Origin of the sequence: Nocardioides sp. 616 (genome assembly GCF_002930065.1) — a bacterium.
Lineage (GTDB): Bacteria > Actinomycetota > Actinomycetes > Propionibacteriales > Nocardioidaceae > Nocardioides > Nocardioides houyundeii.
Genome location: NZ_POAG01000011.1, coordinates 45560 through 65602 on the forward strand (window position 1 = coordinate 45560; position 20043 = coordinate 65602).

Annotated in this window: 17 protein-coding genes; 5 read left to right on the forward strand and 12 right to left on the reverse strand. The window is 71.7% G+C overall.

What is annotated here, in order from left to right; translation table 11 throughout:
* Nucleotides 1-4: 4 nt before the first annotated feature.
* Both dnaJ and hrcA read right to left on the reverse strand, forming a co-directional pair.
* On the reverse strand, nt 5-1180 hold the full coding sequence (gene dnaJ, locus C5H89_RS04075; protein WP_104105815.1) for a molecular chaperone DnaJ: 1176 nt from the start codon (nt 1178-1180) through the stop codon (nt 5-7).
* 41 nt (nt 1181-1221) lie between these two features.
* Nucleotides 1222-2247 (reverse strand): heat-inducible transcriptional repressor HrcA, encoded by a 1026-nt coding sequence (gene hrcA, locus C5H89_RS04080; protein ID WP_104105816.1) that lies wholly within the window; start codon nt 2245-2247, stop codon nt 1222-1224.
* A 125-nt stretch (nt 2248-2372) separates the two neighbouring features.
* Between hrcA and C5H89_RS04085 the strand changes: the two genes are divergently transcribed.
* From C5H89_RS04085 to C5H89_RS04095, 3 genes are all read left to right on the forward strand, one after another.
* On the forward strand, nt 2373-3221 hold the full coding sequence (locus C5H89_RS04085) for an MBL fold metallo-hydrolase (RefSeq protein ID WP_104105817.1): 849 nt from the start codon (nt 2373-2375) through the stop codon (nt 3219-3221).
* A gap of 166 nt (nt 3222-3387) precedes the next feature.
* Nucleotides 3388-3615, forward strand: coding sequence for a hypothetical protein (locus tag C5H89_RS04090; protein ID WP_104105818.1), 228 nt, complete (start codon nt 3388-3390; stop codon nt 3613-3615).
* Nucleotides 3616-3671: 56 nt separating this feature from the next.
* Nucleotides 3672-4538, forward strand: coding sequence for a DUF3097 domain-containing protein (locus C5H89_RS04095; protein WP_104105819.1), 867 nt, complete (start codon nt 3672-3674; stop codon nt 4536-4538).
* A 17-nt stretch (nt 4539-4555) separates the two neighbouring features.
* Here C5H89_RS04095 and hemW read toward each other — a convergent pair whose 3' ends face one another.
* From hemW to lepA, 6 genes are all read right to left on the reverse strand, one after another.
* Entirely contained in the window at nt 4556-5776 is a 1221-nt protein-coding gene (gene hemW, locus C5H89_RS04100) for a radical SAM family heme chaperone HemW (protein ID WP_104105820.1), read from the reverse strand.
* A 107-nt stretch (nt 5777-5883) separates the two neighbouring features.
* Nucleotides 5884-7707, reverse strand: a complete 1824-nt coding sequence (locus tag C5H89_RS04105) for an AMP-dependent synthetase/ligase (RefSeq protein ID WP_205304851.1) — start codon at nt 7705-7707, stop codon at nt 5884-5886.
* Nucleotides 7708-7876: 169 nt separating this feature from the next.
* The gene (locus tag C5H89_RS04110; protein ID WP_104105821.1) at nt 7877-9343 is read right to left on the reverse strand and encodes an oligopeptide:H+ symporter; all 1467 of its coding nucleotides are present in this window, start codon (nt 9341-9343) and stop codon (nt 7877-7879) included.
* A gap of 44 nt (nt 9344-9387) precedes the next feature.
* Nucleotides 9388-10035, reverse strand: coding sequence for an MOSC domain-containing protein (locus tag C5H89_RS04115; protein WP_205304852.1), 648 nt, complete (start codon nt 10033-10035; stop codon nt 9388-9390).
* Nucleotides 10036-10047: 12 nt separating this feature from the next.
* Entirely contained in the window at nt 10048-10965 is a 918-nt protein-coding gene (locus C5H89_RS04120) for an aminoglycoside phosphotransferase family protein (protein ID WP_240181693.1), read from the reverse strand.
* 2 nt (nt 10966-10967) lie between these two features.
* Nucleotides 10968-12839 carry a translation elongation factor 4 gene (gene lepA, locus C5H89_RS04125; protein WP_240181694.1) on the reverse strand — a complete coding sequence of 624 codons (1872 nt, stop codon included), beginning with the start codon at nt 12837-12839 and terminating at the stop codon, nt 10968-10970.
* A 110-nt stretch (nt 12840-12949) separates the two neighbouring features.
* On the opposite strand from lepA, the gene C5H89_RS04130 reads away from it, so the two are divergent.
* Nucleotides 12950-13909 carry a phosphotransferase gene (locus tag C5H89_RS04130; protein WP_104105823.1) on the forward strand — a complete coding sequence of 320 codons (960 nt, stop codon included), beginning with the start codon at nt 12950-12952 and terminating at the stop codon, nt 13907-13909.
* A gap of 129 nt (nt 13910-14038) precedes the next feature.
* Nucleotides 14039-14299 (forward strand): 30S ribosomal protein S20, encoded by a 261-nt coding sequence (rpsT, locus tag C5H89_RS04135; protein ID WP_101524868.1) that lies wholly within the window; start codon nt 14039-14041, stop codon nt 14297-14299.
* Nucleotides 14300-14427: 128 nt separating this feature from the next.
* On the opposite strand, the gene holA is transcribed toward rpsT, so the two are convergent.
* The 4 genes from holA to C5H89_RS04155 all read right to left on the reverse strand — a co-directional run bounded on the left by holA (nt 14428) and on the right by C5H89_RS04155 (nt 19936).
* The gene (holA, locus tag C5H89_RS04140; RefSeq protein WP_104105824.1) at nt 14428-15414 is read right to left on the reverse strand and encodes a DNA polymerase III subunit delta; all 987 of its coding nucleotides are present in this window, start codon (nt 15412-15414) and stop codon (nt 14428-14430) included.
* Nucleotides 15415-15437: 23 nt separating this feature from the next.
* Nucleotides 15438-17753: a ComEC/Rec2 family competence protein gene (locus C5H89_RS04145; RefSeq protein WP_240181695.1), complete on the reverse strand. Its 2316-nt coding sequence runs from the start codon at nt 17751-17753 to the stop codon at nt 15438-15440.
* A 109-nt stretch (nt 17754-17862) separates the two neighbouring features.
* Nucleotides 17863-19008, reverse strand: coding sequence for a ComEA family DNA-binding protein (locus C5H89_RS19055; RefSeq protein ID WP_205304853.1), 1146 nt, complete (start codon nt 19006-19008; stop codon nt 17863-17865).
* 70 nt (nt 19009-19078) lie between these two features.
* Nucleotides 19079-19936: a DegV family protein gene (locus C5H89_RS04155; protein ID WP_104105826.1), complete on the reverse strand. Its 858-nt coding sequence runs from the start codon at nt 19934-19936 to the stop codon at nt 19079-19081.
* Between the last annotated feature and the right edge of the window lie 107 nt (nt 19937-20043).

Here is a 20043-nt window from a genome sequence, read left to right on the forward strand (position 1 = left end):
ACCCTCAGTGCGCGTTGAAGGCGTCGCGGAGCCGCCCGAAGACGGACTTCTGCGAGTCCTTGACGGTGCCCTCGGGGGACTCCTCGCCGCGGATCGCGGACAGCTCGCGCAGCAGCTCCTCCTGGCGGGCGTCCAGCCGGGTGGGCGTCTCGACGACCGTGGTGACGATCAGGTCACCGCGGCCACCGCGCAGCCCCGGGACGCCGAACCCGCGGATCACCTGCTCGGCACCGGACTGAGTGCCGGCCGGCACCTCGAGGTCGAAGGTGGTGCGCAGGTCGGGGTCCTCGGAGGCCAGGTCTGCCTCCAGCAGCGGCAGGGACAGGCTCGTGCCGAGCGCCGCGGCCGTCATCGGCACCGAGACGGTGCAGTGCAGGTCGTTCCCGTTCCGGATGAAGGTGGCGTGCTCGGCCACCCTGATCTCCACGTAGAGGTCGCCGGCTGGCCCGCCACCGGGGCCGACCTCACCCTGTCCGGCGAGCTGCACCCGCGTGCCGTCGTCGACGCCCGGCGGGATCTTCACGTTGAGGGTGCGACGCGACCGGACCCGGCCGTCGCCACTGCACTCGCGGCACGGGTCGGGGATGATCGTGCCGAAGCCGCGGCAGGCCGCGCACGGGCGCAGGGTCCTGATCTCGCCGAGGAACGAGCGCTGCACGTGGGCCACCTCGCCGGCTCCGCGGCAGGTCTCGCAGGGCACCGGTGTGCTGCCGGGTGCCGCGCCTTCCCCGTGACACGCGGTGCAGACCACGGCCGTGTCCACCTTGATCTCGCGCGTGACGCCGAAGGCCGCCTCCGCCAACTCGACCTCGAGGGCGATGAGGGCGTCCTGGCCGCGCCGGGTGCGGGGGCGCGGACCGCGGCCACCGGCCTGGGCCCCGGGGGCGCCGCCACCGAAGAAGGCGTCCATGATGTCGGTGAACGAGAAGCCCGCCCCCTGGCTGAACCCGCCGGCGCCGCCGGCGCCGAAGGGGTCGCCACCGCGGTCGTAGTAGGCCCGCTTCTGCGGGTCCGACAGCACCTCGTAGGCGGCCGAGACCTCCTTGAACTTCTCCTGCGTCTCCGGATCGGGGTTGACGTCCGGGTGCAGCTGCCTGGCCAGCCGGCGGTAGGCCTTCTTGATGGCGTCGCCGTCGGCATCGCGGGCGACACCGAGCAGCTCGTACAGGTCCTGGCTCACACTTCGTCCTTCTCGTCCGTCATCTGTATGTGCATGGGGGCTCAGGCCTCGTCGAGGATGCGCGACACGTAGCGCGCGACAGCCCTGACGGCCGCCATCGTCCCGGGATAGTCCATTCGCGTGGGCCCCACGATGCCCAGGCTCGCGAGCGCGTCGGGACCGGCACCGTAGCCGGTCGCGACCACGCTGGTCGCCGCCAGCTCGCTGTAGGGGCCCTCTGCTCCGATGCGCACCGTGACGGCGCCGCCACTGGTCGCCTCACCGAGCAGCTTGAGCAGCACCACGTGCTCCTCCAGGGCCTCCAGCAGAGGACGCACAGCGGTCTCGAAGCTGTCGCCGTAGCGGGCCAGGTTGGCCGCACCGCCCACCGCGACCCGCTGGTCGCTGCGGTGGTCCGACATGGCCTCGACCAGGGCGTCGACGACGGCGGTGACCAACGGCCGTTCCCGCTCCGCGACCTCGTCGGGCAGGGCGGCGAGCGCGGTTCCGGCATCGGCGATCCGCTGGCCGCCGGCGGCCCCGTTCACCCGGGTGCGCAGCTCCGCGAGCAGCTCGTCGTCCAGCGCCAGCCCTTCGGTGTCCACCAGTCGCTGCTCCACGCGGCCGGTGGACAGGATCAGCACCACGAGCAGGCGGGTGGGCGCCAGCGCGACCACCTCGACGTGGCGGACGGTGCTGCGCGAGAGTGTGGGGTACTGCACCACTGCCACCTGGCGGGTGAGCTGGGACAGGGTCCGCACGGAGCGCTGCACCACGTCGTCCAGGTCGACGGCGCCGTCGAGGAAGGTCGAGATCGCGCGCCGCTCCGCGGCGCTCATCGGCTTCACCGTGGTGAGCCGGTCCACGAACAGGCGGTAGCCCTTGTCGGTGGGCACCCGACCAGCGCTGGTGTGAGGCTGGTGGATGAAGCCCTCGTCCTCCAGTGCCGCCATGTCGTTGCGCACCGTGGCCGGAGACACGCCGAGACCGTGACGTTCCACCAGCGCCTTGGAGCCCACGGGCTCCTCGGTCGCCACGTAGTCCTCCACGATGGCACGCAGGACGGCGAGCTTGCGGTCCTCCGACACTGGGTCACTCCTCGTCGAGATCATGGGGCGGGCAGGGCACGGGACCGGTAAGCCCTGACATTGGCACTCCGAACCCGCGAGTGCCAAGTCTACTAGGCGCGCCACGCGGGACTAGGCTCGCCACCATGGCTGACTTCACCGAGGTGGCACACCGGGTCTGGGTCGCCCGCTACGAGTGGTTCGACGCGAACGTGACGGTGGTGGCGGGCGACCGGGGGTTGGTGGTGGTGGACACCCACGGCTCGACCACCGCAGGACGTGCCGTCGTGGACGACGTACGTCGGCTCGGGGTCGGCGAGGTGACCGCCGTCGTCAACACGCACTGGCACTTCGACCACACCTTCGGCAACGAGGCATTCCGCGAGGCGTACGGCGCCCTTCCCGTGCACGCCCATGAGGAGGCCCTCGCCGAGCTCGCATCCGGCGCCGCCCGGGTGCGCGAGCGGTACGCCGCCTCCGACGACCCGCACCGTGACGACGTCCTGGCCACGAACGTGGTGCTGCCCACCGACACTTTCTCGTCGGTCCGCGTCCTGGACCTCGGCGACCGGACACTCGAGCTCGTCCACCCCGGGCGGGGCCACACCGCCGGGGACCTGGTGGTGCGGGTGCCCGACGTCGACCTGCTCCTGGCCGGTGACCTCGTGGAGCAGTCGGCCGCCCCGTCGTACGGCCCCGACTCGTGGCCCTTCGAGTGGCCCCTGGCGCTGGACGTCGTGCTGAGCCTGACGACCTCGCGCTCTGTGGTGGTGCCCGGGCACGGGGCACCGGTGGACCGTGAGTTCGTCGAGCAGCAGCGTGCGGAGGTCGGCATCGTGGCCGAGACCATCCGCGACCTCGCCGGCCGCGGCGTAGCCGTGACCGGGGCTCTGGCCGCGGCCGAGTGGCCGTTCCCCGCCGAAGGCCTGGCGAACGCCGTCACCCGCGGCTACGAGCAGCTCCCGCGCAGCCAGAAGCGCCTGCCGCTCGTCTGAGTGCGCCAGGCGACGACCGGGTCGGTGCGGCGGACCTGCCGTGCCGCCACGGCGGCGCATCTGCGCAGTTCGGGCCGTGTGGTGAGAGGCCGTGTGGTGAGAGCAGGCGCCGGCGCGTGCGGCGTACGCCGGGTGGGTACCGAACCTCATGACCCAACCTCCCGAGATGCCCGACGCCCCCTCGAGCAGCGGTGACGCCACCGCCGACGACGAGAACGGCACCGCCCCCGAGCAGCCCAGCCTGGCCGGGGTCGACGACGACCAGCTGCCGGAGGACCTGCGGCCCGAGGAGAACCCGCTGGCCCGGCCCCTGGACACGGACGACCCCACCACCCGCAGTCGCGAGGAGCTGGACCTGCTCGGGGACGAGGGACAGGAGCCCGGGCAGTCCTGAGCCGCTCCCCGGCGCGTCGGCGTCGCCCGGGGTGACCGGGTGCCTAGCGTTGGCGGGTGCCTTCCTCCACTGATCGCCCCACTGACCGATACGGCTCCGACGTCCTCGCCACCGACTGGCGCAAGCCCAAGCGCGGCCGCGCCGCCGAGCACGCCGCGAAGCTGGGTCTGGTGGTGGAGGAGGTGACGACCCAGTGGTGCGGGGAGATCGTGGCGATCGACCGTGACCTGCGCACGCTGACCCTGGAGGACCGGCGCGCCAAGCGACGCACCTTCCCGATGGGGCCGGGCTTCCTCCTCGAGGGCGCGCCGGTGGTCCTCACTCCCCCGGTCCAGGTCGCCGCCCCCGCCAAGGCGACCCGGACGGCCTCGGGGTCGGTCGCCGTCCACGGGGTGAAGGCCCGGGTGGCCCGGCAGAGCCGGATCTTCGTGGAGGGCCGGCACGACGCCGAGCTGGTGGAGAAGGTCTGGGGTGACGACCTGCGGATCGAGGGGGTCGTGGTGGAGTTCCTGGGAGGCGTCGACGACCTCGCCGACCACCTGCTCGACTTCAAGCCGGGACCAGACCGTCGAGTGGGGGTGCTGGTGGACCACCTGGTGCCGGGCTCCAAGGAGAGCCGCATCGCCCAGGGCATCATGCGCTCGCAGGTGGGCAAGCACGTGCTGATCGTGGGCCACCCGTTCATCGACATCTGGCAGGCGGTGAAGCCCGGCCGGCTCGGCTTCTCGCGCTGGCCCGACGTCCCCCGGTCGATCGACTGGAAGAAGGGCACCTGCCAGCAGCTCGGATGGCCGCACCGCGACCAGGCGGACATCGCCCGGGCCTGGAAGCACGTCCTCGGCGCCGTACGCGGCTTCCAGGACCTCGACCCCTCGCTGCTCGGCCGGGTCGAGGAGCTGATCGACTTCGTCACCGCGCCCTGACGGGTGGCTGGTCCTGGTCAGTCGGGCAGCAGGTCGCGCACCACGCCGTCGGCCAGCAACCTGCCCTCGCGGGTGAGCACCAACCGCTCCCCCTCCAGGACCGCCAGGCCGCGGTCCAGCACGGTCGGGATCCTGGTACGGCCCGCCGGGTCGAGCACGGCGGGGTCCAGTCCCTCGCGCAGCCTCAGCTCCAGCAGGACCCGTTCGGTGTGGCGGTCCTCGGCGGTGAGCACCTCCCGGCCCTGCCCCGGGCTGCTGCCCTGGGCCAGTCGCTGACCGTAGGCCGCGGGGTGCTTGACGTTCCACCACCGGACTCCGCCGACGTGGGAGTGGGCGCCGGGACCGACGCCCCACCAGTCCCCGCCGGTCCAGTACAGCCGGTTGTGCCGGCACCGGCTGCGCTCGCGCCGCGCCCAGTTGGAGACCTCGTACCAGTCGAACCCGGCCGCGGAGAGCCGTTCGTCGGCGAGCAGGTACTTGTCGGCCAGGTCGTCGTCGTCGGGCATCGGCAGCTCGCCGCGACGCACCCGTCGCGCCAGCGCGGTCCCCTGCTCGACGATGAGGGAGTACGCCGAGACGTGGTCGGGGTCGCTGGCCAGTGCCGCCTCCAGCGAGGTCGCCCAGTCCGCGATGGACTCCCCCGGCGTGCCGTAGATGAGGTCGAGGCTGAGCTCCTCGAAGCCCGCCGCACGCGCCCACTGCACCGCCAGCGGCACTCGCAGCGGGTCGTGCGTCCGGTCCAGCGTCGCCAGCACCGCGGGCACGGCCGACTGCATGCCGAACGAGAGCCGGGTGAACCCCGACTCGCGCAGCAGCGCCAGGTCCGCTGCGCTCACGCTGTCGGGGTTGGCCTCGGTCGTCACCTCGGCGTCGTCGGCCAGACCGAACTCCGAGCCCACGGCGGCGAGGATCCGGCCCAGGTCGCCCGGCGGCAGCAACGTGGGGGTCCCTCCGCCGAAGAACACGGTGGAGACAGGCCGATCCACGGGCCCGAGGACCCGGCGCGCCAGCCGTAGCTCGGCGATGGCCGCGTCGGCGTAGGAGGAGACCGATGCGCCGGTCACGTCACCGAGCTCGGTGGCGGTGTAGGTGTTGAAGTCGCAGTAGCCACAGCGAACCCGGCAGAACGGAACATGCACGTAGAGCCCGAAGGGCCGGTCGGCGGCACCGAGCAGGGCTGGCTCCGGGAGGGCGCCGTCGGCGGGGACCGGCTCGGCGGAGAGTTGGACGGATGGCACGCCTCCATCCCACCACGGCGTGGGAAACAGGGCCCAATACCCGACATGACGAACGGGTGCCGGCAGCTCAGCCGGCACCCGTCGTCACAGGTGGTGAAGGTGCAGGGTCAGGCGTACATCTTGTCGATGACGTCGGTGTAGTTCTTCTGCACCACGTTCCGCTTGACCTTCATCGAGGGGGTCAGCTCACCGGACTCGACGGTGAGGTCGTGGTCGAGCAGCTCCCACTTCTTCACGGTCTCCCAGCGGTTGAGCTGGCCGTTCATCTCATCGACGTAGTCCTGGACCATCGACTTGACCTTGTCGCTGCGCACGATGTCGGTGTACGACGATCCGGCCATCCCGTTCTCCTCCGCCCAGACCGCCATGGCGTCCGGGTCGAGGGTGACCAGCGCCACGCAGTAGGGCCGCTCGTCGCCGAAGACCATGAACTGGCTCGCGTAGGGGCACACGGCCTTGAACTTGGACTCGATGGCCGGCGGGGCGACGTACTTGCCGTTGGAGGTCTTGAACAGCTCCTTGATCCGACCGGTGATGGTCAGGAAGCCGTTCTCGTCCAGCGACCCCTTGTCGCCGGTGTGCAGCCAGCCGTCGGGGGTCAGCGCCTTGGCGGTCTCCTCGGGCAGGTTGTGGTAGCCGTCCATCACGCCCGGACCCTTGATCAGGACCTCGTCGCCGTCTCCGAGCTTGACCTCGGAGCCGGGGAACACGGTGCCGACGGTGCCGAACTTGAAGTCGTCGGGGTGCCCGACGAAGGAGCCGGCCGAGGACTCGGTCAGACCGTAGCCCTCGAGGATCGTGATGCCCGCGGCGTGGAACCACTCCGCGATGTCCTGGTTGAGCGCTGCCGCCCCGGAGATGAAGAACCGGACGCGACCGCCGAACCGGGCGCGGATCTTGGAGAAGACCAGCTTGTCCAGGACACCGTGCTGGAGGTTGAGGCCGAAGGGGATCGACTCGCCGTCCCGCTTGAGCTCCTCGACCTTCAGCCCGACCTCGAAGGCCTTGAGGAAGAGCTTCTCCTTGATGCCGCCCTCGGCGGCCTGCATCGTGATGATCTTGCCGTGCGCCTTCTCGAAGATGCGGGGAGCGGCACCCATGAAGGTGGGCTTGACGATGGAGAGGTTCTCCACGATCTTGTCCACCCGCCCGTCGATGGCGGTGGGGAACCCACAGGCGAGCTGCGTGGAGAGCAGCACCTTGCCGAAGGAGTGGGCCATCGGGAGCCACAGGAACTGCAGGTCGTCCTCGCTGAGGATGTTCTGGGAGTAGATGGCCGCACCCTCGTAGACCCACGACTCGTGGCGCAGCCGGACGCCCTTGGGGCGACCCGTGGTCCCGGAGGTGTAGATCAGGGTCGCGAGCTGGTCGGGACGGATCCCGGCCGCCTTCTCGGCGATGATGCCGGGGTTGGCGGCCAGGTACTGCTCACCGAGCTCGGCGAGGTCCTCCAGTCCGATGATCCAGTCCCCGTCGCTCCGACCGTCGAAGGTCACGACCTTGTTGACGTAGGGCAGCTCGGACTTGCGGTTGACCAGCTTGGCGATCTGCTCGTCGTCCTCGGCGAACACCACACGGCTCTCGGAGTCGCTGAGGATGTAGGCGGTGTCATCCTCGTTGGTGCTCGGGTAGACCGTCGTGGTCGCGCCGGCGGCGCACATGATCGCCAGGTCCGCCAGGATCCACTCGTAGCGCGTACCGGAGGCGATGCCCACTCGCATCTCGGGCTGCAGCCCCAGGGCCAGCAGGCCCCCTGCCAGCTTTTCGACGACCTCGCCGGCCTGCGCCCAGGTGACCGACTCCCAGCTCTCGGACTTGGTGGGGTAGCGGAACGCCTCGCGCTCGGGAGACTTGGCCACGCGGTCGTGGAACTGGACGGCCACGTTCGGGAGCAGATTCGCCATGAAGCTGCTGTCGTGGTTGATGGGCATGCGACTCCCTGTACTTGCGGTTAGTGGCGCATCTAACGCCGCCCGGTCTGCTTGGAAGTAACCTAGATCACTGTGCAACTGGCCGGTAGCAATTCACCGCTTTGACCCGTGATTCGAGACACCTCGCCCAATGACCCTCGTGAGTTCCGCAGGAGGGCGCCGCTCCGCCTCAGCGCACTCCCGCCATGAGCCGCTGGATCGGGGTCTTGGCGACCAGCACGAGCAGCCCGACCGCCACCGAGACCGCGCCGATGATGAGGAAGAAGCCGGTCTCGTCGTCGGGGTGGTAGTAGCCGGCCAGCTTGCCCGAGACCGCGGAGCCCAGCGCCACGGAGAGGAAGAACAGGGCCACCATCTGGGTGTGGTACTTGGCCGGAGCCAGCTTCGTGGAGACCGAGAGACCCACCGGGGAGATCAGGAGCTCGGCGATGGTGAAGAGCAGCAGGATGGCGGTCAGCCCCAGCAGGGGCGCCGAGTTCTCGCCCGACGGCATGAGCAGGAAGGCCAGGAAGGCCAGCCCCATCACCACGGCGGCGAGGCCGAACTTGGCAGGCGTCCGCGGCGCGCGGTCGCCCAGCCGGGTCCACAGGGCCGCGAAGACGCCCGCGAACACGATGATGAAGACGGGATTGATCGACTGGACCCACGAGATCGGCATCTCCCAGCCGAACAGGTCACGGTTGAGCCTGTCGTCGGCGTAGATGGTGACCACGGTGAACTGCTGCTGGTAGAGCGACCAGAAGACCGCACTGCAGACGAAGAGCGGGATCATCGCCAGCACTCGGCTCCGCTCCCGGCCGACGACCGCACGGTCGGCGAGCATCAGGGCGAACAGCCCGACGGCTGCCACCACGCTGACCCAGATGACGATGTCGGCGAGCCGGCCTGCGGTGATCACCCCGACGAGGACCAGGACGACGACCAGGGCCAGCACCGCCGCCGCGCCCACGCCGTACCGAGGCAGGGCGCCTGCGGGCAGCGGGTCGGGGACGTGATGAGTCTTCTCGGGCAGCCGGCTGCGCCCGCGGGCGTACTGCGCCAGGCCGAACGCCATGCCGATCGCGGCGAGACCGAAGCCGAAGTGGAAGCCCCACTCCTTCTGGAGCACTCCGGTGAGCAGGGGGCCGACGAGGGCACCGATGTTGATCCCCATGTAGAAGATCGAGAAGCCGGCGTCCCGGCGGTCGTCGTGCTCGCCGTAGAGGGACCCCACGAGCGAGGTTGCGTTCGCCTTGACCCCGCCGCTGCCGAGGGCGACCAGCACCAGTCCGACCCCCACCCCCACCAGGCCAGGAAGGACGGCGAGCGCCACGTGGCCGATCATCACCAGGACGGCGGAGTAGAACAGCGTGCGCTCGGCCCCGAGGACCCGGTCGGCGAACCAGGCACCCAGGATGGTGCTCAGGTAGACCGATCCGCCGTAGGCGCCCACGATCCCGGCTGCGACCGCGCGGTCCAGCCCCAGGCCCCCGTCGGAGACGCTGAAGTACAGGTAGATCAGCAGGATCCCCTGCATGCCGTAGAAGCTGAACCGCTCCCACAGCTCGACCCCGAACAAGTTGGCCAGGACCGCCGGTTGACCGAAGAAGGACCTGTCGGTGGGTTGCGGTGTGCTTTCGGTGTGCGAGCTACTCACCCTTCGAACGTACCTCTGGCCCGAGCACCCGCATCCCTCGCCCCTCAGCGGACGAGGCGCGTTGTGATCTTCCTCCTGAGGTCCTCGGCGAGGTCGTCGACCACCAGCAGCTCCGGCAGCAGTGCTCGCTCGGTGGTGACGGCACGGAAGGCCAGCTGCATCGTCACGCCGTGGTCCGGTCGGTGCACCACCTCCAGCTCGTCGCCCCGCTCGACCGCCCCCTCCTCCAGCACCCGCAGGTAGGCGCCGGGTCGCCCGTGGGCGGTGAACCTCTTGATCCACGCGGTGTCGTCGTAGCCGCGCAGACCCATCCAGTTGGCGAAGACCCGGCAGGCGGTCCGCACCGTGGCCACCTCCACCAGGGCCGCGCCCACCCGCCACCGCTCCCCCAGGAGGGCGGCGCCCAGGTCGATCCCAGAGGTGGTCAGGTTCTCGCCGAACTGCCCGTCCGGCACCGGTCGGCCCAGCGCCGTCTGCCAGTGGTCCAGGTCCTCGCGAGCGAACGCGTAGACCGCCCTGTCGGGTCCCCCGTGGAACTTCAGGTCGCACACCGAGTCCCCGTCCAGGCCCGTACGGCGAACCATCACCGGTCCGTGGACCGGCCGCTTCCGGATGGCGGTACGCCCCACCCGCCCGGTCCACGGCCCGGTCTCGGGTCGCCCCACGTTGACGGCCAGCACCTGCGCGCCCACCGGCGTCCCCTCTCAGTCCTGCACGGCCTTGGCGACCGCCACACAGATGGTGAGGAAGCGCCGAGTCTCCGCCCACGCCAGGTCCCGGTCATCGGCCAGGGCCCACATCGCATTGTGCAGCATCCGGACCACCACCCAGTCCCGAGCGCGCTCCTCGTCGAGGGCGGCCGCGTCGACCACGGCGTGGAAGCGGCGTCGAACGCCGGCCCGAACGTCGCCGGCGAGCTCGTCCCAGCGGTTCCACAGCAACGGAGCCACCTCGTAGTGCGGGTCGCCGCCCAACGGCTTGGGATCGATCGCCAGCCAGGGATCCCGGACCCCGGCGCGCACGTTGTCGTAGTGCAGGTCGGTGTGGAGCAACCGGGGCGCAGAGGTGTCGGCGCCCAGGTCCCGTCCCAGCGACACCGCCTGGTCGACGAGCCGTCGAGGCAGCGGCGCCCCTGCGGCAAGCTCGCCCAGGGACGCGGTCCACCTCTCCAGGCAGGAGGTGAGCAGGCGCACCTGCGCGGGGGCGGGTCGGTGCAGGCGGCGGTAGAGATCGCCGACGATCTCGCAGGCCTGCACGTCCCACAGGTCGGCGAGGCTCTCGGGCGCCAACCGCTCCAGCAGCAGCACCCGACGAGCGGGGTCCGCCCGCAGCAGTCGGACCGCACCGTCGCCGGCCCAGCGCTGCAGCGCGAGCGCCTCGTGCTCGGACTCCTCGTCGGGGAGCGCGAGCTTGAGCACGCACCCGTTGCCCTCACGGTCCGAGACGGGAAGCACCAGGGAGCAGTGGCCGTGCATGGCTGCACCGTCCAGCTCCAGCTGCCACTCCCCGAGCATCTCGCGCGCCAGGGCGGGGAGGCGGTCCAGCCAGGAGACCCACGGCTCACCGAGCACGCGACGAGCCTCCAGGCCGTCGGGCACCCGCACCGCCGTGTGCTCCGGCACGGCTACTTCTTGGACTTCTCCGTGGGCTGCGTGGTGGAGAGTGCGGCGACGAACGCCTCCTGGGGGACCTCGACGCGGCCCACCATCTTCATCCGCTTCTTGCCCTCCTTCTGCTTCTCCAGCAGCTTGCGCTTGCGGCTGATGTCGCCGCCGTAGCACTTGGCGAGCACGTCCTTGCGGATCGCGCGGATGTTCTCCCGGGCGATCACCCGGGCCCCGATGGCGGCCTGGATCGGCACCTCGAACTGCTGGCGCGGGATCAGCTCCTTGAGCTTGCCCGCCAGCATCACTCCGTAGCCGTACGCGGCGTCGCGGTGCACGATCGCGGAGAACGCGTCCACCGGCTCGCCCTGGAGCAGGATGTCGACCTTGACCAGGTCGGCGGCCTGGTCGCCGGAGCGCTCGTAGTCCAGGGAGGCGTAGCCCTTGGTGCGCGACTTGAGCTGGTCGAAGAAGTCGAAGACGATCTCACCCATCGGGAGCGTGTAACGCATCTCCACCCGGTCCTCGGAGAGGTAGTCCATCCCCTGGAGGTTGCCGCGCTTGGTCTGGCACAGCTCCATGATCGTGCCGATGTAGTCCGAGGGCGACAGGATCGTGGCCTTGACCACCGGCTCGCGAACCTCGGCGATCTTGCCGTCGGGGTACTCGCTCGGGTTGGTCACCTCCACGACCGAGCCGTCCTCCATGACGACTTCGTAGACCACGTTGGGTGCGGTGGAGATGAGGTCGAGGTTGAACTCCCGCTCGAGCCGTTCGCGGACGATCTCCATGTGGAGCAGACCGAGGAACCCGCACCGGAACCCGAACCCCAGGGCGCCGGAGGTCTCCGGCTCGTAGGCCAGGGCCGCGTCGTTGAGCTGCAGGCGCTCCAGGGCGTCGCGCAGCGTCGGGTAGTCGTCGCCGTCGATCGGGTAGAGCCCGGAGTAGACCATCGGGTTGGGGTGCTTGTAGCCGCTCAGCGCCTGGGTCGCGCCGTGGTGCTGGCTGGTGACGGTGTCACCGACCCGGGACTGACGCACGTCCTTGACCCCGGTGATCAGGTACCCGACCTCGCCGACACCGATCTCGCCGGCCTTGACCGGCTCCGGGCTGATCACGCCCACCTCGAGCATCTCGTGCACGACGCCGTTGGACATCATCTTGATCCGGTCGCGGTGGCTCAGCTTGCCGTCGACCACCCGGACGTAGGTCACCACGCCGCGGTAGGTGTCGTAGACCGAGTCGAAGATCAGGGCTCGCGGCGGAGCGTCCGCGTCGCCGACCGGGCCCGGAGTCTGCTTGACGATCTCGTTGAGCAGCGCCTCGACGCCCATGCCCGTCTTCGCGCTCGTGCGCAGCACGTCCGAGGGGTCGCAGCCGATCAGCCCCGCCAGCTCCGCGGCGTACTTCTCGGGGTTGGCGTTCGGCAGGTCGATCTTGTTGAGCACGGGGATGATGTGCAGGTCGGCGTTCATCGCCAGGTAGAGGTTGGCCAGCGTCTGGGCCTCGATCCCCTGGGCGGCGTCGACCAGCAGGACCGCCGCCTCGCAGGCCTCCAGCGAGCGGGAGACCTCGTAGGTGAAGTCGACGTGGCCGGGGGTGTCGATCATGTTGAGGACGTAGGTGCCGGGCTCGGCACCCTCGTCGTTGTCGGCCGGCACGGTCCAGGGCATCCGGACGGCCTGGCTCTTGATGGTGATGCCGCGCTCGCGCTCGATGTCCATCCGGTCGAGGTACTGTGCCCGCGCGGCACGCGCGTCCACCACACCGGTCAGCTGCAGCATGCGATCGGCCAGGGTCGACTTGCCGTGGTCGATGTGCGCGATGATGCAGAAGTTCCGGATGATCGACGGGTCGGTCTTGCCGGGCTGCGGCGCGTTCTTCAGGGACACGGATGACTTTCGGTACGGCGTACGTGCGGGTCGCCTCCATTCTTCCATGCCGCAAACCCCGTGTCCGAACCCGCGACGACCCGAACGAGCCACCAGCAGGATGGAGCACCATGACGACCTACCCCGTGCCCGGTGACGGGAGTGCGATACGCCTGGACTGGCCGTTCCTGCCGCCGCGGCTGCGCACGTTCATCGAGCGCAAGTGCGGCTCGCCGGTGGTGGCGTCGCACTCCCGCGACGCCGGCTTCACTCCGGGCTTCGCCTCGGTGCTGGTGTGCGAGGACGGGACGCGGCACTTCGTCAAGGCGGCCTCCGCGGTCGCGCAGCGGATGTCTGCCTCCTCCTACCGGACCGAGGGCCGCACCCTGGCGGCGCTCCCGCGCTCCGTGCCGGCGCCGCGACTGCAGTGGATGCTGGACGACGACTGGGTGGCCCTCGGCATCCAGTACGCCGAAGGCCCAGCCCCGCGCCGCCCCTGGTCGCCTGTCGACCTCTCGGCCACGCTCGACGCTCTGCAGGCCGTGGCCGAGGACCTCAGCAGCGCTCCGGCCGGTCTGCAGCTCGGCTCCTTCGCCGACGACTTCGCCGCGAGCGACCACTGGGCCTCCCTCCGGGCCACGCGACCTCGCCTCGCCCACGCCGACGAGGCGTCCGCGCTGGCCGCCGAGGCCCTCGAGGCGGTCCGGGGCGGCGCCGTGGTCCACACCGACGTCCGCGACGACAACCTGCTGGTCACCGACGCCGGGGTCCTGGTCTGCGACTGGGGCTCCGCGGTGCTGGGGGCACCGTGGCTGGACTCCCTCATCGCGCTGATCGGCCCACGAGGCGACGGTCTGGACGTGCAGGACGCCTTGCGCGGCCCGATGCTCCGGGACGTGCCCGCCGAGGACGTCGACCGCGTGCTGGCGCTGCTCGCCGGCTACTTCCTCGCCCAGGGCGCGCTACCGGTGCCCGCCGGCTCCCCCTACCTGCGCCTGCACCAGGCATGGCAGGGTGAGGCCTGCTGGCAATGGCTCTGCGAGCGCCGCGAGTGGTCCCCCACCGTCACCGTGCGTGGCGCTGCAACCTGATTTGGGCGGCTCGGCGCGGGCGGGGTACTCTCTTCTCTGCATGTCCGGCGCCCGACCCTGCGGGGTCTGCCAGGCAGCCGACAAGCCAGACTTCCATTTTCCGAGCACAACGAGACCGAAGGTTCTTCCGTGGCGAACATCAAGTCCCAGATCAAGCGCAACAAGCAGAACGAGAAGGCGCACGAGCGCAACAAGGCCGTGAAGACCGGCCTGAAGAGCGCCGTCCGCAAGTTCCGCGAGGCCGCCGAGTCCGGCGACAAGGACGTGGCTGTGGCCGCTGGCCGCGAGGCCGCGCGCAAGCTGGACAAGGCTGCCTCCAAGGGCGTCATCCACAAGAACCAGGCCGCCAACCGCAAGTCAGCCATCGCGAAGAAGTCCGCCGCTCTCTGAGGCCCCTCATCGCCGAAGGCGCCGCACTCCGTCGGAGTGCGGCGCTTTTGTCATGCCTGCTTCGTCATGCCTAGGGCGAGGTGGCTGCGGCCCGGTGGTCGCTCCGCGCGGGTCGGGGAGCGCGAGACTCAGCGGGCCCTGAGCCCGACCAGGGTGAGCACCAGCCGCTCCAGGGTGTAGCTGGCATCGTGCGCCGCGCCCTTGATGTCGGCGTCCGCCTGCGCGACCGCACGCAGCGCACCGGCGATCCCGACGTCGTCCCAGCTGCGGGACTGGGCACGGATCGTCTTGACCTTCCACGGCGGCACTCCCAGCTCCCGGGCCAGGTCGTTCTCCCGGGACCGGTCCACCGACCCGAGGAAGCGCGCCACGCCCCGCACCGAGCCGGCCATCGCGGAGGTCACCAGGACAGCGGGCGTGCCGCCGTCCAGGGCCCAGCGCAGCTCCTCCAGGGCCTGGTCGGCGTCGCCGGCCATGGTGGCGTCGGCGACCGCGAAGGACTTGGCCTCGGCCCGGCCGCCGAAGTAGCGCTTGACCAGCTCCAGGGTGACCTGCTGGCCCGGGAAGTCACTGGTCAGCTGCTGGGCCGCCGCGGCGAGGGACCGCAGGTCGTGGCCGACGGCCACCACCAGGAACTCCGCGGCGTCGGGGGCCACGCGGGCCCCGAGCTGGGCGAACTCGCCCTTCACGAAGTCCTGGTAGCCGGAGGCGTACTTGACCTCGGCTGCCTTGACCTCGGTGACGGAGGCCTGCTTGCGCAGCTTGGTGAGCAGCCCGCTGCCCTTGGACCCGCCTCCGTGCATCAGCACCAGCGCGACGTCCTCGACCGGTGCCGCGGCGTAGGCCAGCACGCGGTCGTAGAGGTCGTCGGGAAGGTCCTCCAGCGACCGGACCACCGCGCACCGGGTGGCGGAGAAGAGGGACGGGGCCGACATCTCCTCCAGCGAGGAGGCGGTCAGGTCCGAGGCCAGGGACTCGCTGAACTCGGCGTCCGCGTCGTGCGCACTGACCGCCCGGCGCACCGCGTGCACCGTGCGCTCGTTGAGGAACTCCTCCTTGCCCGTCACCAGCGTGACGCGGCCGAGGACCTGGGACGAACTGGGAGCCGGGGCCATGGTGCGCCCAAGCCTGCCACACGTCACCGACGCTGCGGGCCCCGAGTGAGGGTGCTGACCCGGCCGCCGTCCTCGAGCACCCACAGGTCGCCTGCCAGGTCGGTGCGCAGCACCTGCATCCCGCTCATCTCGAGCAGCCGCACCAGTCCGGGCGCCGGATGCCCGTAGTCGTTGTCGGCGCCCACGCTGACCAGGGCGATCTCCGCGCCCAGCCCGGTCAGGAACTGCTCGTCCTGGTGCCGGCTCCCGTGGTGCGGCACCTTGAGCACGTCGACCTGCAGTCCCCCCACGACGTCGGCAAGACCGGCCTGGGCGGTCGGCTCCACGTCACCGGTGAGCAGCACGCGCACCCCGCGTACCTCGGCCACCAGTACCACGCTGGCGTCGTTCGCCCCGTCGCCGGTGACCGAGTCGGCCGGCGCCCCCGGCGGGGGCCACACCTGCTGGAGCCTCACCTCCCCCACCCTCCGGGGTTGTAGGTAGGGCGCCACGACCGGGCTCACGCCCACCGCCTCCAGCTGCCGGCGTACGTCGAGTGCCGCCGAGGCCGGTGCCGCCAGTGGCGAGACGTCCACCTCTCCCACCGTCCGCCCCGACAGCACCCCCGCGAGCCCGTCGACGTGGTCGGCGTGGAAGTGCGTCAGCACCAGCAGCGGCACCTGCTCGACGCCGAGCCGGCGCAGGCAGGCGTCGACCGGGCGCGGGTCCGGCCCCACGTCCACCACCACGGCCGAGCCCGGACCGGCCCGGAGCACCAGGGCATCGCCCTGGCCCACGTCGCAGGCCGCCAGCACCCAGCCGTCGGGGGGCGCCCCTCCGAGTGGGCGCAGCAGGACCACCACGAGCACGAGTCCCAGCACCGAGGAGCTGAGCCAGGGGCGGGCCAGCAGGCGAGGAGCCAGGCACGCCGTCGCGACCACCAGAGCGGTGAGCGCCACCAGTCCCGACGGTCGCGAGCTCCAGGGGATCGCCGGGGTCCGCAGCGAGGCACCCCACCGGGCGACGGTGATGATCCAGCCCACCGACCACGCGGCGGGCAGCGCCACCAGTCGGCCCAGAGCCGGTGAGACCAGGGCACAGAGACCACCGGCCAGCCCCAGCACCGTCGCGGGAGCCACCGCGGGCGCGACCAGCAGGTTGGCGAGCACCGCGACCAGGCTCACCTCTCCGGAGAGCGCCGCCACGACCGGGGTGCAGGCCAGCTGAGCGGCCGCGGGAACGGCGATCGCCTCGCACGCCCACCGGGGCAGCCACCGGGACATCGCGGCACTCCACTCCGGGGCCAGCACGAGGATCCCGGCGGTGGCCAGCACCGAGAGGGCGAAGCCTGCGGAGACGGCGTACCGCGGGTCCGCCAGGAGCAGCGCCACCACCGCCACTCCCAGGGTCCGAAGCCCCCGGTCGGTGCCGTTCCGGGAGAGGGCGAACAGGGCCACCGAGCCCATGGTGGCGGCGCGGACCACGCTGGGCTCGGTCCGGGCCAGCAGCACGAACCCCACGATGCCCAGGGCCCCGACCACGTACCTCCCCCGGCCCCGCACACCGACCAACCGTGCGATCACCAGCAGGAAGCCCACCATCAGCGTGAGGTTGGTGCCGCTGACAGCCAGCAGGTGGGTCAGGCCGGTGGTCCGGAAGTCCTCGGCCAGTGCGGGGTCCAGGCCCGCATCGTCGCCGACCACCAGGGACGGCACCAGGGCCCGCTGGTCCTCCGGCCGGTCGGCCACCGCCGTCCTGATCCCCGCACGGACCACCGCGGCGCCCCGCCACCACACGTCGGGCTGGGCGAGCACCTCCGGCCCGCCCCGGACCCGCAGGAGTGCCGCGACGTCTCCGTCGGCCTCCAGGAGCCGCCCCGAGGCACGAACTGTCGCTCCCAGGGGCACCGCCAACCACTCCTCGTCCCCGAGCAGCACCACGGGAGTGCGGACCCGCCAGACCCGGCCGCGCCCGGCCACCTCGGTGACCAGCGCACGCGCCACCACCACGTCGGAGAACTCCCCCTCCCGCAGGCGGGGATCGGCCAGCACCGTGAGCCGGGCCTCGACCGAGGCACCCGACCGGGCAAGGGCCGCGACCTCTCCCTGCTGGGTGTGCAGGTCCCGGGCACCGGCCGACAGCGTCACTGCCAGGCCGAGCAGCAGGGCGGCCCACCCCACCGTCGCGCCGCCCGTACGTCGCCTCGCCGCACCGACCCGAGCGGCCGGCTCCGTGGCCGGCTCCGTGGCTGGCTCCCCCCGCCCCGGCCGGTCGCGCGGGCTGGACACCAGGACCAGCAGCACCCCGAGCATGACCGCCAGCACCAGCAGGAGGCGGAGTCCGGACCAGGGCAGTGTCATGCCGACCAGACCGCCAACCCAGGCTGCCACTGCCAACAGTGGCATGCGGAGGTCGCGCTGGCGCGGCACCTCGGACCCCACCGTCGCCATGGGTCGACGCACCAGGGAATCAGAGCGTCACGAGGGGACTCAGCTGGTCCAGCGTGACCTCACCGATGCCATCGACCTCGAGCAGCTCGGTGACCGACGAGAAGCCCCCGTTCTCCGAGCGCCACCCGATGATGGCGCCCGCGGTCACCGGCCCCACGCCGGGCAGCGTCTCCAGGGTCGTCTGGTCCGCGGTGTTGATGTTGACCAGTGCCGCGGGCCCGCCCGTGGCCCCAGCGGTGGCTGGGGGCGTGACCGGCGGACCGCCCGGGACACTCGGCATCCCGACCAGGACCTGCTCGCCGTCGACCAGGAGCCGGGCCAGGTTGAGTCCGGTCAGGTCGACCCCGGGGCGGGCACCTCCGGCCGACTCCAGGGCGTCGACCACGCGAGAGCCAGCGGGCAGGACGGCGATGCCGGGACGGCGTACCTTGCCGGCGACGTCGACCGTGACGGTCGCGGTCGCCGGGTCCCGCTCGGCCGCCGGTTGCGCGGCGCCCTCCTCGCTGCCGGGCACAGGGCTCCCCTCCGTGCCTGCCTCGGTGCCTGCCGCCGTACCCTCTGTCGGACCTCCCGCCGGACCTTGCGGGGTCGAAGCCAGCGGGTCCACGCTCACCACCGGCGTCAGCACCGGCTCGGTCTGTCCGCGGACCAGCCACCAGCAGCACCAGCCCAGGGCCAGCGCCACCGCGACGGCCACGACGGAGAGATGAGCGGGGTGCAGTGCGACCCGGCCCCGTAGTCCCTCCGGCACCAGGCTGGTGGCCCCGCGGCGCGCGGCATGCCTGCCCGGCACGGAGATCGGCGCCAGCTCGTCGTGCCGGGCCGCGGGCGCAGGCACCACGGAGGTGGGCGCCACGGAGGCGGGCGGCTGCGGCGCTACGGAGGCGGGCTCCGCGACGAGACCGAGGGCCGGACGGACCCTGGTGTGCTCACCCCACTCCCAGCCCCCCGACCCCAGCCGCTGGGGAACGGACGGGGCTGCCTCGTACTGCGCACTGCCGGCGGGCTCGTCGGAGCCCGCCACTAGGCCGGCGTCCGGGTCGGCGTCCGGGCCGGCGTGGGAGGTGGTGGCGGCCGGCCGCACGGTGGCCAGCTCCGCGGAGAGCATCGCCAGCCTGCGGGCCACGGCCTGCTCGTGCTCGGGCGAGGGTCGACGGGAGCGCATGGCACGACGCTAGGGACTTCGCGCCCGGCGCCGCTCGGTGCGGAGCCTCAGCTGTGGATAACCCTCGCCCTCAGGCGCGTGGGGAGATCGCGGCGGCCACCATCCCGGGACCGACGTGGGCGCCCAGCACGGCACCCAGCTCGGTGCACCAGACCTCGCGGCCCTCGAGGTTCGCCGCGAGTCGCTCCGTGAGCCGCGCGGCGAGGTCGCCGGCCCGCTCGGGGTTGGCCAGGTGGGCCACGCAGACGTCCAGCTGCTGCTCCCCCGCAGCCTGCACGACCAGGTCCTCCAGGCGGCTCAGCGCGCGACCGGCGGTGCGCACCTTCTCCAGGCTCGCCACCTTGCCGTCCCGGATCTCCAGGAGTGGCTTCACCGACAGGGCGCCGCCCAGCAGGGCCGCGGCAGAGCCGATGCGGCCCCCGCGCCGCAGGTACTCCAGCGTGTCGACGTAGAAGAGCGAGTGCGACGCCGCGGCGCGGCTGGCAGCGGCCGCGGCCGCTTGCCGGGCGTCCCCGCCCGCGTCCCGGACGTCGGCCGCTGCCAGCGCGGCATAGCCGGTGGCCGCCCCCACCTGCCGGCTGTCCACTGCCAGCACCTCGACCGAGGCCTCGCGCGCGGCCAGCTGGGCGGACTCGAAGGTGCCGCTCATTTCGCCGGAGATGTGGACCGAGACGATCTGCTCAGCCCCGCGGGCAGCCAGCTCCTCGTAGACGGCCAGCAGCGCGGCCGGGGCCGGTCGCGAGGTCGAGACGGGCACGAAGTCGCGCAGTGCCTCGGCCACCAGCTCGGGGGTGGCCCCCTCGGAGCCCTCGTCGTGGACCTTGGCACCGATCACCACCTGGAGCGGCACGACGACGATGTCGCGCGCCTGGGTGACCGCGGGCGGCAGGCTGGCGGTGGAGTCGGTGACGATGAAGATCCGGGGCACGGACGAAGGCTAGCGAAGGACCGCGCTCCGGACCGCCAGGTCACGTTCGGCGGGACACGGTCGCCGGCCGCGGTTGCGCCCGCGGTTGGGGAGGTCTTGAATGTGGT

Excerpts from the sequence above, each read along its gene's own strand:
- C5H89_RS04105 (WP_205304851.1), bottom strand. The coding sequence starts at position 7,707 with ATGCCCATCAACCACGACAGCAGCTTCATGGCGAATCTGCTCCCGAAC.
- holA (WP_104105824.1), bottom strand. The coding sequence starts at position 15,414 with ATGGCCCCGGCTCCCAGTTCGTCCCAGGTCCTCGGCCGCGTCACGCTG.
- C5H89_RS04145 (WP_240181695.1), bottom strand. The coding sequence starts at position 17,753 with ATGACACTGCCCTGGTCCGGACTCCGCCTCCTGCTGGTGCTGGCGGTC.
- C5H89_RS04130 (WP_104105823.1), top strand. The coding sequence starts at position 12,950 with ATGACGACCTACCCCGTGCCCGGTGACGGGAGTGCGATACGCCTGGAC.
- C5H89_RS04085 (WP_104105817.1), top strand. The coding sequence starts at position 2,373 with ATGGCTGACTTCACCGAGGTGGCACACCGGGTCTGGGTCGCCCGCTAC.
- C5H89_RS19055 (WP_205304853.1), bottom strand. The coding sequence starts at position 19,008 with ATGCGCTCCCGTCGACCCTCGCCCGAGCACGAGCAGGCCGTGGCCCGC.
- C5H89_RS04090 (WP_104105818.1), top strand. The coding sequence starts at position 3,388 with ATGCCCGACGCCCCCTCGAGCAGCGGTGACGCCACCGCCGACGACGAG.